The following is a 12,781-nucleotide window of genomic DNA, read 5'->3' as shown; positions in this document are numbered from 1 at the left end:
CGGTCACGCCCCGATCCGGTAGAGCGAGTGGGTCCAGGAGAAGGTGCTGTTGTCCACGTACCAGGCGTGCGAGGCCCAGTTGTAGCGGTCGCTGGAGGGCCAGGGGTCGCCCCAGTAGACCCAGCTGCCGGCGGTGTCGTAGCCGTAGACGACGTGCATGTGCCCGCCGCCGTTGGACCACTGGATCCGGGTCTCGACGGGCCGGTTGGCGTTGATCTCGGTCTGGACGGTCGGGTAGCGGAGCCATCCGCTGACGTAGGAGCCGGAGTTGATGCCGGCCCAGTCCAGGGCGGTCTGGACGTTGCCGAGGGTGGCCTGGTTGTTGGGGCAGTCGTAGCCCTGCTGGCGGTTGAAGGCGGCGTTGCAGAACTGGTTCTGGGTGTAGTTCCGGCCGAACCAGGTGGCGATGGTGTTGCCGCCGGCGGCCCAGCACCAGTTGGTCTTCTGCTGCGCCTGCATGGTGATGTCCAGACGCTTGTAGGCCAGGACGGAGTCCGTACCGGCGTCGGCGGCGGTTGCCGTGCCGGTGCCCGGGGACAGGGCGAGGAGCAGGGCGGTGACGAAGGCGGCGGCTGGGGAAAGCCGCCGGTTGGGGTGGCGCATCGCGTTCCTCCCGACGTGGGGATGTGGGGGTGGAGGAGCGCGTCCGGACGCTGTGGAGGAGCATCGGGGAGTTGTCGCGATCAGGTCAACCGGCTTCAATACGCCGTGACATTGCAGTGTGAACGGTGGGTCTGCGGTGTGAACGGTTGCCAGCGTTCCACCTGGCCCCCCGGAGTCATCGGCCCGGCCCCCACCCGGTGCGTGTGAATGTTCACAGAGGAGTCGCCATGCGACGGCCCGGCGACCAGACCGAACTCGGACAGCTGCTGCGTGGCGGACCGTTCCACCTGGCCCTGCGCGCCGCGCTCACCGCCCGCGGGCTGCCCCTGCACCGGGTGCAGCACCGGCTCGCGGCACGCGGCATCAAGGTCGGTGTGACCAGCCTCAGTTACTGGCAGCAGGGCGCCCGGCGGCCGCGCCGCCCGGAGTCCCTGAGGGCCGTACGGGCGCTGGAGCAGATCCTGGAACTGCCCGAGGGGACCTTGCTGCGCCTGCTGGCCGCCCCCGACGGCGCCCGGCCCGGGACGCTCCGCCCGCCGGCCCGGTCGTACCGGGCACTGGTCAGCGTGGGCGCGGCGGTGGAGGAGCTGCTGGCCGGGATGGAACTCCCCACCGACGGAGGCCTGCACACCGTGGGCCACCACGAGCGGGTGCGGGTCGGGGCGGGCGGCGAGCTGCTGGGCCGCAGCTCGCAGCACGTGGTACGGGCCCACCGCGACGGGGTCGACCGGTACCTCGCCGTCCACCACGGAGATCCGGGCTGCGACCCGGCCCGGGTCCGGGTGCGGGCGGAGGAGAACTGCCGGACCGGGCGCGTCCGGTGGCACCGGGAGGCCGAGGTGCTGGTCGCGGAGCTGCTCTTCGACGCCAGGCTTCGCGCCGGGGACACGTACGTCTTCGGCTACGGCTTCGAGGACGGCACCGGCGGCCGCTGCACCGAGTACGTCCGGGGTTTCAGCTACAGCGGCGGCCAGTACGTGCTCCAGGTCCGCTTCGACGAGGCGGCCCTGCCGGTACGCTGCCGGCGGTTCAGCCGGACCGGCCCGGGTGCGCCGCGCGGCGGGCTCGCCGACCTCACGCCGAGCGGGCGGCACCGGGCCGTGCACCTGGTGGAGCCCGCGGTGCGGCGCGGGCTCCTGGGGATCGCCTGGGACTGGGACTAGGGGGTGTTTCTCGGGGACCGCCGTCAGCCGGCGATGAGCTTGCCGCCCTCGGCCCGGACCGGGACGGCGGGCAGCGGGTCGGTGGCCGGGCCGCGCAGCACCTTGCCGGTGGCCGCGTCGAAGCGGCTTCCGTGGCAGGGGCAGTTGCCCTCCCCCTCGACGATCTTGTCCAGGACGCAGCCCGCGTGCGTGCACTGGGCGCTGAACGCCTTGTACTGGCCCTCCGCCGGGCAGCTGACGATCAGCTTCCGCTCGCGGAACAGCTTGGCCCCGCCGACCGGGACCTCGGTCGCGGCGCCCAGCTCCACCGGCTCGGCCGGGACCGCCGGGGAGCCGGCGCCGCTGTTGGTCTCGGTGGAGCAGGCCGCGAGGGTCAGCCCGGCCCCGGCGGCCCCGGCGAGGGCGGCGGCGCCCTTGAGCACGGTACGGCGGGCCGGGGGCACCTCCCGGCGGTAGCTGGGGGAGGACTGCGACGCGGACATGCGGATCTCCTGGCGTGACGGCTTGGCTCGGCCCACCCGACGATACCGCCGCCGGATGGGGTACTTTCCCCCGCGTGATCGTCGTCGCCGGAGAAGCCCTGATCGACCTGGTGCCCGTGGCGGAGCCGCCGGGCGCCCTGCTGCCACGGCCGGGCGGCGGGCCGTACAACACCGCACTCGCCCTGGGCCGGCTCGGCGCGGAGGTGGCCTTCTGCTCCCGGGTCTCGGCGGACGGCTTCGGCGAGGGCCTGCTGTCCGGGCTGCGGGGCGCCGGGGTGGACCTGTCGCTGGTCCAGCGCGGGCCCGAGCCGACCACCCTGGCCGTGGCCTCGCTGAGCCGGGACGGCTCGGCGGCGTACGGCTTCTACGTCGAGGGCACGGCGGACCGGCTGTTCACCCTGCCCCCCGCGTTGCCGGCCGGTGTACGGGCCCTCGCGCTCGGGACCTGCTCGCTGGTGCTGGAGCCGGGGGCGAGCGCCTACGAGGCCCTGCTGCGCCGGGAGTCGGAGCGCGGGCTGCTGACCCTGCTCGACCCGAACATCCGGCCGGCGCTGATCGCCGATCCGGCGGCGTACCGGTCGCGCTTCCTGGGCTGGCTGCCGTACGTGTCCGTGCTCAAGCTGTCGGAGGACGACGCGGCCTGGCTCGGCGGGCGGGTCTGCGACTGGCTGGCCGCGGGGCCCTCGGCGGTGGTGCTCACCCGGGGAGCCGGGGGCCTGACGGTCTGGACCCGGGAGGGCGCGGAGCACTCGGTGCCGTCCCGCCGGGTCGCCGTGGCGGACACGATCGGCGCGGGCGACACGGTCAACGCCGCCCTGCTGCACCGGCTTTCGGGGGCGCGGGGGGGCCCGGTGGACTGGCCGGACGTCCTGCGGTACGCGGCGCACGCGGCGGCCCTGACCTGCACCCGGGCGGGCGCGGAGCCGCCGTACGCGGCGGAGCTCAACCGATAGCCGCCCACAGGGTCCGGGCCACCGCCACGGGCCGCGCGGTGGGCGTGGCCTCCTGACCCCGGCTCCGACCAAGCTCCTGGGGCTCTGCCCCCAGACCCTTCCCCCAGCGGTAGCTGGGGGAAGGGTCTGGGGGCAGAGCCCCAGGGAACGGCGCCGCGTGCGCAAGGGGCCCCGCCGCCGGGCGGGCCCCTTCGTCGCGCAAGATCAGGCCGGGCTACGCCTTACGGGCCCGCGCCGTCGTCTTCTTGGCCGGGGCAGCGGCCTTCTTGGCGGCCACGGCCTTCTTGGCAGCCAGGGGCTTCTTTCCCGCGACCACCGCCGGAGGCGACCCCGCGTCGGAGACCCGTTCCGCCCCCAGGATGTCCCGCAGGAACTTGCCCGTGTGGCTCGCGCCCACCGACGCGACCTGCTCCGGGGTGCCCTCGGCGACGACGAGCCCGCCCCCGTAGCCACCCTCCGGGCCCATGTCGATGACCCAGTCGGCCACCTTGATGACATCCAGGTTGTGCTCGATGACGATCACCGAGTTCCCCTTGTCCACCAGCCCCGACAGCACCTTGATCAGCTTCGAGATGTCGTCGAAGTGCAGACCCGTCGTCGGCTCGTCCAGCACGTACACCGTCCGCCCCGTCGAACGCTTCTGCAGCTCCGACGCCAGCTTCACGCGCTGCGCCTCACCGCCCGACAGCGTCGGCGCCGACTGCCCGAGCCGGACGTACCCCAGCCCGACCTCGTTCAGCGTCCGCAGATGCCGCGCGATCGTCGGCACCGCCTCGAAGAAGTCCAGCGCCTCCTCGATCGGCATGTTCAGGACTTCCGCGATGGACTTGCCCTTGTAGTGCACCTCCAGCGTCTCCCGGTTGTACCGGTCGCCATGGCACACCTCGCACGGGACGTACACGTCCGGCAGGAAGTTCATCTCGATCTTGATCGTGCCGTCACCGGAGCAGTTCTCGCACCGGCCGCCCTTCACGTTGAAGGAGAAGCGGCCCGGCAGGTAGCCGCGCACCTTCGCCTCCATGGTCTCCGCGAAGAGCTTGCGCACGTGGTCGAAGACACCGGTGTACGTCGCAGGGTTCGACCGCGGCGTCCGCCCGATCGGCGACTGGTCGACATGGACGACCTTGTCGACCAGGTCGTCCCCGTCCACCCGGGTGTGCCGCCCCGGCACCGACCGGGCGCCGTTCAGCTCGCGCGCCAGGTGCGTGTACAGGATGTCGTTGACCAGCGTCGACTTGCCCGAGCCCGATACACCCGTCACCGCCGTGAGCACGCCGAGCGGGAAGGACACGTCGATGTCCTGGAGGTTGTTCTCCCGGGCGCCGTGGACGGTCAGCTTCCGCTCCCCGTTCACGGGCCGGCGCATGTCCGGAATCGCGATGGACCGCTTGCCCGACAGGTACTGCCCGGTCATCGACTCGGTGTTCTTCAGCAGCTCCTTCAGCGAGCCGCTGTGCACCACCTTGCCGCCGTGCTCGCCCGCGCCGGGGCCGATGTCCACGACCCAGTCGGCCACCTTGATGGTGTCCTCGTCGTGCTCGACGACGATCAGCGTGTTGCCCATGTCCCGCAGCCGCACCAGCGTCTCGATCAGCCGGTGGTTGTCCCGCTGGTGCAGGCCGATGGAGGGCTCGTCCAGTACGTACAGCACGCCGACGAGGCCGGAGCCGATCTGCGTGGCCAGGCGGATGCGCTGGGCCTCGCCGCCCGACAGGGTGCCCGCGGCGCGGTTCAGCGAGAGGTAGTCCAGGCCGACGTCCACGAGGAAGCGGAGCCGCTCGTTGACCTCCTTGAGGACCCGCTCGGCGATCTTCTTGTCGCGGGCGTCGAGCTTCAGCCGGCCCAGGAATTCCGCGCACTCGCTGATCGACATCGCCGCGATCTCGGCGATGGACCGCTCCATGACCGTGACCGCGAGCACGACCGGCTTGAGCCGGGTGCCCTCACAGGTCGGGCAGGGCACCTCGCGCATGTAGCCCTCGAAGCGCTCGCGGCTGGCGTCGCTCTCGGACTCCGCGTGGCGCCGCTTGACGAACGGCACGGCACCCTCGAAGGCCGTCGTGTACGCCCGCTCCCGCCCGTACCGGTTGCGGTAGCGGACCTCGATCTGCGTCTTGTGCCCGTAGAGCAGGGCCTTCCTCGCGCGCAGCGGCAGCCCCGCCCACGCGATGTCCGTACGGAAGCCGAGCTCCCCGGCGAGCGCGCCGATCAGCCGCTGGAAGTAGTCCTTGGTGTGGCCGAGCGACCACGGCGAGACCGCGCCCTCGTCCAGGGACTTGTCCTCGTCCGGAACGATCAGCTCCGGGTCCACCTCCATGCGCGTACCGATACCGGTGCACTCGGGGCAGGCTCCGAAGGGCGAGTTGAAGGAGAAGGAGCGCGGCTCCAGCTCCTCGAAGGACAGGTCGTCGTACGGGCAGTAGAGGTGCTCGGAGTACATCCGCTCACGCTCGGGGTCGTCCTCGGCGAGGTCGACGAAGTCCAGGATCACCATGCCGCCGGAGAGGCCCAGCGCGGTCTCCACCGAGTCGGTGAGCCGGCGCTTGGCGCTGTCCTTGACGGTGAGGCGGTCGATGACCACCTCGATGGTGTGCTTCTCCTGCTTCTTCAGCGTCGGCGGCTCGGAGAGCTGGATGGTCTCCCCGTCCACCCGCGCGCGGCTGTAGCCCTTGGTCTGGAGGTCGGAGAAGAGGTCCACGAACTCGCCCTTGCGCTCGCGCACCAGCGGCGAGAGCACCTGGAAGCGGCTGCCCTCGGGCAGCGAGAGCACCTTGTCGACGATCGCCTGCGGCGACTGCCGCGAGATCGGCCGGCGGCACTCGGGGCAGTGCGGCTTGCCGATGCGGGCGAAGAGCAGGCGGAGGTAGTCGTAGACCTCGGTGATGGTGCCCACGGTGGAGCGCGGGTTGCGCGAGGTCGACTTCTGGTCGATCGAGACGGCCGGCGAGAGGCCCTCGATGAAGTCGACGTCGGGCTTGTCCATCTGCCCGAGGAACTGTCGGGCGTACGACGAGAGCGACTCGACGTAGCGGCGCTGGCCCTCGGCGAAGATCGTGTCGAAGGCCAGGGAGGACTTGCCCGACCCGGAGAGTCCGGTGAAGACGATGAGTGAGTCGCGGGGCAGGTCGAGCGAGACATTCTTGAGGTTGTGCTCGCGAGCGCCACGAACGATGAGACGGTCGGTCACGCCGGTCCGCACCTTTCTTGAGAGAGCGGGGGCACGGGGCCCCCGTCCCAGGGTAGGGGGGCCGCCTCTGCGATGGAGTTGGAGAGTGGACTTCCGAGCGTATAGCACGCGCATTCGATTTACGGCACTCCGCAGACCGCTTCACCCGATCGTGTGGCGGGAGGCCCGGGAGCACTAGGCTCGGACCCATGACTGATCATGTGCACGACCTGCGATCTGTACGTGAGGCCACCGACCGACTGCTCACCGCCGTCGCGAAACTGGACAACGCCGCCCTGGCCGAGGAGTCACATCTCCCCGGCTGGACGCGGGGCCACATCCTGGCCCACCTCGCCCGCAACGCGGACGCCCTCGTGAACGTCCTGGAGGGCCGCCCCATGTACGCGAGCGCCGAGGCCCGCGACCGCGACATCGAGCGAGACTCCTCGCGCCCGCTGGAGGTCCAGCTCGCCGACCTACGGGAGACCAGCGAGCGCTTCCTGGCCCAGGAGGGCGCGGACCAGGACTGGTCCCGCACCGTCGAGTTGCGCAACGGGGTCACCGACCTCGCCTCGAACGTGCCGTTCCGCCGGCTCGTCGAGGTCGAGCTCCACCACGTCGACCTGAACATCGGCTACGAGCTCGAAGACCTCCCGGACGAGTTCACCGGCCGGGAGATCGAGTTCCTCGCCGACCGCTGGGCCGGGCGCCCCGAGGTCCCGCCGACCGCCCTGGTCGCGGCGGACGGGCGCGGCTGGCGGACCGGCTCCGCCGGGGACCCGGCCGTCACCGTGTCCGGCACCGCCGCCGGGCTGCTGGCCTGGCTGGCCGGCCGCGCCGACAAGGGCGCTTCCCTGACCACCGCCGGCGGGCCCCTCCCGGCCCTCCCCCCGCTCTAGGATCGGTTTCATGACGTACAGCGGAGCGGTCAAGGTCGGCGGTCCGGCCGACGTGCACGAACTCCCGGACCTGATGATTTCCAAGGTCGCGGTGGGCCCCATGAACAACAACGCGTACCTGCTGCGCTGCCGGGCCACCGACGAGCAGCTGCTGATCGACGCGGCCGCGGAGCCGGAGACCCTGCTGCGGCTGATCGGTGACGACGGCATCGCGTCCGTCGTCACCACCCACCGGCACGGCGACCACTGGGGCGCGCTCGCGGACGTCGTCGCGGCCACCGGCGCGCGGACCTACGCGGGCGCCCACGACGCCGAGGGCATCCCGGTGGCGACCGACGTGCTCGTGGCGGACGGGGACACCATCCGCGTCGGGCGGGTCGAGCTCACCGCCCGCCACCTGGTCGGGCACACCCCCGGGTCGATCGCCCTGATCTACGACGACCCGCACGGGCACGCCCACGTGTTCACCGGCGACTGCCTCTTCCCGGGCGGCGTCGGCAACACCTGGGGCGACCCGAAGGCCTTCGCCCGCCTCGTCGACGACGTGGAGCACAAGCTCTTCGATCAGCTGTCCGACGAGACCTGGGTCTACCCGGGGCACGGCAACGACACCACCCTCGGCGCCGAGCGGCCGCATCTGGCCGAATGGCGCGAGCGCGGCTGGTAGGTCTCGGCCGATCCGGCCGTCAACACCGTGAAGGACCGCACTCCTTCCGGTCGATGACGGCCGAACGCACGTCCTGGAGGTACGGGGCGGGGTAGTTGCTGCACCATGCGATACGACCCCGCCCCTACCGCCCCTGCCTCATCGGACTCCTCGCGCGCCCCCTCGATGCTGCGGCTCGCCTCGGCCTCCCTCGCCGGCACCGCCATCGAGTTCTACGACTTCTTCGTCTACGGCACGGCCGCCGCCCTGGTGCTCGGCCCGCTCTTCTTCCCGTCCTTCTCCCCGCTCGCCGGGACCCTCGCCGCTTTCGGCACCTTCGGCGTCGGCTTCCTCGCCCGGCCCCTGGGCTCGGCCGTCTTCGGGCACATCGGCGACCGCTACGGGCGCCGTCCCGTACTGCTCGGCTCCCTGCTGCTCACCGGCCTGGCCACGGTGGCGGTGGGCTGCGTGCCCTCGTACGGCTCGATCGGCGTGGCCGCGCCGGTCCTGCTGCTCCTGCTGCGCTTCCTCCAGGGGCTCGGCCTCGGCGGCGAGTGGGGCGGCGCGGTGCTGCTGACCGCCGAACACGCACCCGAGGGCCGGCGCGGGCTGTGGTCGAGCTTCCCGCAGGCCGGCCCGGCGGTGGGCTTCCTGCTGGCGAACGGCCTGATGCTCGGCCTGTCCGCGAACCTGACCGACGGGCAGTTCACGTCCTGGGGCTGGCGGGTGCCGTTCTGGGCGGCCGGGCTGCTCGCGCTCGCCGGGCTGTGGCTGCGGCGGTCGGTCGAGGAGACGCCGCAGTTCCGCGCTCTCGCCGAGACCGGCCGACGGGCCGAGGCGCCCCTGACCGAGGTGGTACGGGGCCACTGGCGGCTGCTCCTGCTGACCGGCGGGGCCCTCGCCGTGGGATACGCCGTCTTCTACGCGGTCACCACCTGGTCCCTCGCCTACGCCACCGAGCACCTGCGCGTGGACCGCACGGTCATGCTCGCCTGCGTCATGGCGGCCGTCGCGCTCAAGGGCCTGGCGACCCCGCTGATGGCGCTGCTCGGCGACCGCTACGGGCGGCGTCCGGTGTCCCTGGCCGGCTGTGCGGCCTGCGCCCTGTGGATGTTCCCCTTCGTGGCGCTGCTGCGCACGGCCGACCCGCTGCTGATGACCCTGGGCTGCGTCGGCGCGCTGCTGGGCATGGTCGCGATGTTCGCGGTGGTGGGCGCGTACCTCCCGGAGCTGTACGCCCCGCGGATCCGCTGTACGGGCGCCGCCGTCGGCTACAACCTCGGCGGGGTCCTGGGCGGTGCGCTGACCCCGATCGTGGCGACGGCCCTGGCGGACGGCTCCGGTCCGCCGTGGGGCGTCGCGGTGTACCTGACCGGCGTCGCCCTGACCAGTCTGGTGTGCTTCGCGCTGCTGCCGGAGACCAATCCGGCGGTCGTACAGGCACGGACGGCGGACGCGGACGCGGGTACGGTAACGGGGGCGGCCGAAGCGGCCGCCCCCGCGTAGTCCCCGAGGACCGCGTTACGCGTCGATGGTCTCCCGGCGGGCGCCGGTCTCGTCGGCGGCCGCCTGCTTCTTCGAGGCCGTCAGGCTGGTGATCGTGGTGATCACCAGGACGCCGCAGATGACGCCCAGCGAGACCGGGATGGAGATCTGCGGGACGTGGACCCCGGACTCGTGCAGGGCGTGCAGCACCAGTTTGACGCCGATGAAGCCCAGGATGACGGACAGGCCGTAGCTGAGGTGGACCAGCTTCTTGAGCAGGCCGCCGATGAGGAAGTAGAGCTGGCGCAGACCCATCAGGGCGAAGGCGTTGGCGGTGAAGACGATGTACGGGTCCTGGGTGAGGCCGAAGATCGCGGGGATCGAGTCCAGGGCGAACAGCACGTCGGTGGTGCCGATGGCGAGCATGACGACCATCAGCGGGGTCAGGACGCGCTTGCCGTTGTCCCGGATGAAGAGCTTGGTGCCGTGGTAGCGGTCGGCGACGCCGAATTTCTTCTCGACCGACTTGAGGAGGCGGTTCTCCTCGAACTCCTCCTCGGCGGACCCTTCGTCCTTGCGGGCCTCCTGGATCAGCTTCCAGGCGGTGTAGATCAGGAACGCGCCGAAGAGGAAGAAGACCCACGAGAAGCTGGTGATGATCGCGGCGCCGGCCGCGATGAAGATCGTGCGGAGCGCCAGGGCGATCAGCACGCCCACGAGCAGCACGCGCTGCTGGAGGTGGGAGGGCACCGCGAACTTCGCCATGATCAGGACGAAGACGAAGAGGTTGTCCACGCTCAGGGACTTCTCGGTGATGAAGCCGGCGAAGAACTCCTGGGAGGCCTGGCCGTTGCCGAAGACCAGCAGGCCGAGGCCGAAGAGCGCGGCGAGGACGATCCAGACGACCGTCCAGATGCCGGCTTCCTTCACGGACACGTCATGGGGTGTGCGGCCGATGAGGAAATCGGCGCCGATGAGGATGCCCAGACCGAGAACGGTCAGCATCCAGAGGGTCAACGAAACATCCACTGTTTTCAGGCCTCCGGCAGATGGCTCAGCACTTCGTCAGCGTCATGGCTGCCGGAGGTCTCTTCCACCCGGGCGACCTGGAGGCCGTGGGCCGGCGCCCCGGGACCGACTGCGTTCAGATAACCGACTGCGGTTACATGACCGAAGTGTCCGTATTGACGGGTACGTCGTAGCAGGGATGCAGGAATACTCCCCTCCGCGGTCCCCAGAGTACCGGCCGGAGGCGGAAAAGGTAAAAGGATCCCCAAGAACTGGTCAGCGGCGGGTCACCGGACGGTCATCGACCGGCCAGGACCCGCCCCCCGCGGTCAGGGGCGGGCCCCTCGCCGGGCCGCCACGATCCGGTCGAGTGCCTGGTCGAGGACCCGGCTGCCCGGCGGGGGCAGATCCGGCTCGAAGGTCCAGGCGTGGCCGACCCAGGGATCGGCGAGGTGGCTGTCCGGGACCGGTGAAAGCCGCATCAGCGAGCGCCACAGGGGGTCCAGCAGCGGCCCGTACGCCGAGGCCTCGTCACGGTCGGCGACCATCAGCAGATGCACGCCGACCGCCGGGCCCTCGTCGGCCAGGTAGCGCAGCTGCGTGACGGCGCGGTCGTCGAACCCGTGCGGGAAGTCATGGACGATCAGCAGCTGCTCGGCGGTGTCCACATCCGGCGGCAGATCCTCCGGGGCCCCGGCGCGCAGCGCCATCTGTACGAGGTCCACCCGCCGGGTCAGCGCGGCCAGTGTCCGGGTGACCGCGTCGGGGCCGGCGGCGGGCGGCCCGGCCAGCACCCCGGACCGGACGAGCGGGACCAGCGAGGCGGCACCCGCCCCGGCCGCGTCGATGACGTGGACGGTGAGCCGGTCGCCCGGGTGGACCGCGAGCAGCCGGACGGCGTGCGCGACGGCCATGTCCATCGCCGCCCGGCGCAGCCGGTCGGTGTCCATCGTCATGGCGGCCTCGGAACCGGTGCGGCCGTTGTCGATCCAGAGGCCGCGCTCCAGCGGGAGGCGCATCAGCATCGGGATGCGCAGGTCGGGCCGCTCGGGCAGGTGCAGGTCCCCGAGGCGCAGGGCCAGCGGGCTCTCCTCGGGCAGGCCTGCCGCGCTGCCGCTGTGCCAGACGGGGTTGCTCCAGCGGGCGTACGCGGCCGGCAGCGCGGGCTCGACGACCTCGGTCTCCGCGACCAGCTGGGCGAGGTCCCGGTCGAGGACGGCCTGAGCCCGGTCGACGAGCTCGTCGCGGCGGGCCCGCGCGGCGTCGCGGGCCGCGTTGCCGGACCCTCCGATGCGGTGGCGGGGGTCGGACAGGGCCTCGTCGAGCTCCCGGTCCATCCGGGAGTCGGCGAACTCGACGGCGCCGCGGTAGGCGGCGACCGTGCGGGCCAGGTCCTCGAACATGCCCCAGACCTGGTTGTAGAGCCGCTCCTCCATGGACCAGCCGCCGGCGTCCCCGGCGACGGGGCGCGGCGGCTCGCCCGGCCGCGCGGGCTCGGCCGGCCGCGGCGCCGGCTCGGGCGGCTCGGTGCTGGTCCGGCGGCGGCGCGGGTGGGCGTAGCTGATGGTGGGCGGCCCGTCGGGGGTGTCCGCCGGCGCGGGACCGGGCGTACCGCCGTACGGGACCGCGGAGACGGGGACCGGCTCCGGCGGCTCCGGCGCGGAGGGGACCGGCGGGACGGGCGCGACGGACGGCGTGGACGGGACGGGAGCGGGCCCGTCGGGCCCGGAGTCCCGCCCGGCAGGCCCGGCGTCCCGCGGCGCCCGCAGGTCCCGCGCCACCGTCGGGGCGGCGGTGGGAGCCGGATCGGGCGCGACCGCGCGCAGCGCCGCCGCGGCCACGGTGGCGGCGGCCGGGCCGGGGAGCCCGGCGCCGGACAGCAGCGCGCCGAGCCCGTCGGCGTACCCCTGGCCCACCGCGCGGACCTTCCAGGCGCCCTGGCGCCGGTACAGCTCCAGCGCCACGACGGCGGTCTCGGAGTCCAGCCCGGTCAGGGTGTACCCGGCGAGCTCGGCGCCCTCCGGGTCGGCCACCGCGACGTAGGACGCGGGAACCGCGCCGAAGCGCACCGGGCCGCCGGGCGGCAGGACGAGCACCACCTCGACCCGGTGCACGGCGGGCCCGACGGCGTCGAGGTCCACGGTGAACCGGTGCTGACCGGCCACCGCCCCGGGGACCTCCAGCCCGGGCAGGGCGCGGGCACCGGGGTGGGCCACCGCCTCGGGGCCGGCGGGCCGGCCCTCGTCGTCGCCGGCGAAGGCCAGGGCCAGCACGGGCGTGCCCGCCGAAACCCTGACCTCCACCCGGCTATGGGACAGGGGGTGGTTCTGCCCCCGGACCAGTTCGGCCGTCATCGTGCAGCCCTCCCCCGTGCCT

The 12,781-nt window shown here is 72.5% G+C and carries 10 protein-coding genes; 5 read left to right on the top strand and 5 right to left on the bottom strand.

Annotation, left to right across the window (positions count from 1 at the left end; all coding sequences use genetic code 11):
- Window positions 1–3: 3 nt before the first annotated feature.
- Complete coding sequence (locus MTF65_RS23490) at window positions 4–603, bottom strand: papain-like cysteine protease family protein (RefSeq protein ID WP_243630896.1); 600 nt, start codon at window positions 601–603, stop codon at window positions 4–6.
- Window positions 604–830: 227 nt separating this feature from the next.
- Here MTF65_RS23490 and MTF65_RS23485 point away from each other — a divergent pair, with 227 nt between their 5' ends.
- Entirely contained in the window at window positions 831–1,766 is a 936-nt protein-coding gene (locus tag MTF65_RS23485) for a hypothetical protein (RefSeq protein ID WP_243630895.1), read from the top strand.
- A gap of 23 nt (window positions 1,767–1,789) precedes the next feature.
- On the opposite strand, the gene MTF65_RS23480 is transcribed toward MTF65_RS23485, so the two are convergent.
- Entirely contained in the window at window positions 1,790–2,248 is a 459-nt protein-coding gene (locus MTF65_RS23480) for a Rieske (2Fe-2S) protein (protein ID WP_243630894.1), read from the bottom strand.
- Window positions 2,249–2,322: 74 nt separating this feature from the next.
- On the opposite strand from MTF65_RS23480, the gene MTF65_RS23475 reads away from it, so the two are divergent.
- Window positions 2,323–3,201, top strand: coding sequence for a carbohydrate kinase (locus MTF65_RS23475; protein WP_243630893.1), 879 nt, complete (start codon window positions 2,323–2,325; stop codon window positions 3,199–3,201).
- A 214-nt stretch (window positions 3,202–3,415) separates the two neighbouring features.
- Here the strand turns inward: MTF65_RS23475 and uvrA are convergent, their stop codons facing one another.
- Window positions 3,416–6,388: an excinuclease ABC subunit UvrA gene (gene uvrA, locus MTF65_RS23470; protein ID WP_243630892.1), complete on the bottom strand. Its 2,973-nt coding sequence runs from the start codon at window positions 6,386–6,388 to the stop codon at window positions 3,416–3,418.
- A 188-nt stretch (window positions 6,389–6,576) separates the two neighbouring features.
- Between uvrA and MTF65_RS23465 the strand changes: the two genes are divergently transcribed.
- The 3 genes from MTF65_RS23465 (at window position 6,577) to MTF65_RS23455 (ending at window position 9,418) form a co-directional block, all read left to right on the top strand.
- Complete coding sequence (locus MTF65_RS23465) at window positions 6,577–7,266, top strand: maleylpyruvate isomerase family mycothiol-dependent enzyme (protein WP_243630891.1); 690 nt, start codon at window positions 6,577–6,579, stop codon at window positions 7,264–7,266.
- A gap of 10 nt (window positions 7,267–7,276) precedes the next feature.
- On the top strand, window positions 7,277–7,933 hold the full coding sequence (locus MTF65_RS23460) for an MBL fold metallo-hydrolase (protein WP_243630890.1): 657 nt from the start codon (window positions 7,277–7,279) through the stop codon (window positions 7,931–7,933).
- A gap of 165 nt (window positions 7,934–8,098) precedes the next feature.
- Window positions 8,099–9,418, top strand: a complete 1,320-nt coding sequence (locus MTF65_RS23455; protein ID WP_243631009.1) for an MFS transporter — start codon at window positions 8,099–8,101, stop codon at window positions 9,416–9,418.
- 15 nt (window positions 9,419–9,433) lie between these two features.
- Here the strand turns inward: MTF65_RS23455 and MTF65_RS23450 are convergent, their stop codons facing one another.
- Both MTF65_RS23450 and MTF65_RS23445 read right to left on the bottom strand, forming a co-directional pair.
- Entirely contained in the window at window positions 9,434–10,426 is a 993-nt protein-coding gene (locus tag MTF65_RS23450; protein WP_243630889.1) for a TerC/Alx family metal homeostasis membrane protein, read from the bottom strand.
- 308 nt (window positions 10,427–10,734) lie between these two features.
- Window positions 10,735–12,759, bottom strand: coding sequence for a TerD family protein (locus tag MTF65_RS23445; RefSeq protein ID WP_243630888.1), 2,025 nt, complete (start codon window positions 12,757–12,759; stop codon window positions 10,735–10,737).
- Window positions 12,760–12,781: the final 22 nt, after the last annotated feature.

Origin of the sequence: Streptomyces sp. APSN-46.1 (genome assembly GCF_022815725.1) — a bacterium.
GTDB lineage: Bacteria > Actinomycetota > Actinomycetes > Streptomycetales > Streptomycetaceae > Streptomyces.
The sequence above is the reverse complement of the archived record's forward strand: the minus strand, read 5'-3'. Positions and strand labels throughout refer to the sequence as shown.

Coding starts and splice junctions, on each gene's coding strand:
- MTF65_RS23490 (WP_243630896.1), bottom strand. CDS start 603: ATGCGCCACCCCAACCGGCGGCTTTCCCCAGCCGCCGCCTTCGTCACC.
- MTF65_RS23485 (WP_243630895.1), top strand. CDS start 831: ATGCGACGGCCCGGCGACCAGACCGAACTCGGACAGCTGCTGCGTGGC.
- MTF65_RS23480 (WP_243630894.1), bottom strand. CDS start 2,248: ATGTCCGCGTCGCAGTCCTCCCCCAGCTACCGCCGGGAGGTGCCCCCG.
- MTF65_RS23465 (WP_243630891.1), top strand. CDS start 6,577: ATGACTGATCATGTGCACGACCTGCGATCTGTACGTGAGGCCACCGAC.
- MTF65_RS23460 (WP_243630890.1), top strand. CDS start 7,277: ATGACGTACAGCGGAGCGGTCAAGGTCGGCGGTCCGGCCGACGTGCAC.
- MTF65_RS23455 (WP_243631009.1), top strand. CDS start 8,099: ATGCTGCGGCTCGCCTCGGCCTCCCTCGCCGGCACCGCCATCGAGTTC.
- MTF65_RS23445 (WP_243630888.1), bottom strand. CDS start 12,759: ATGACGGCCGAACTGGTCCGGGGGCAGAACCACCCCCTGTCCCATAGC.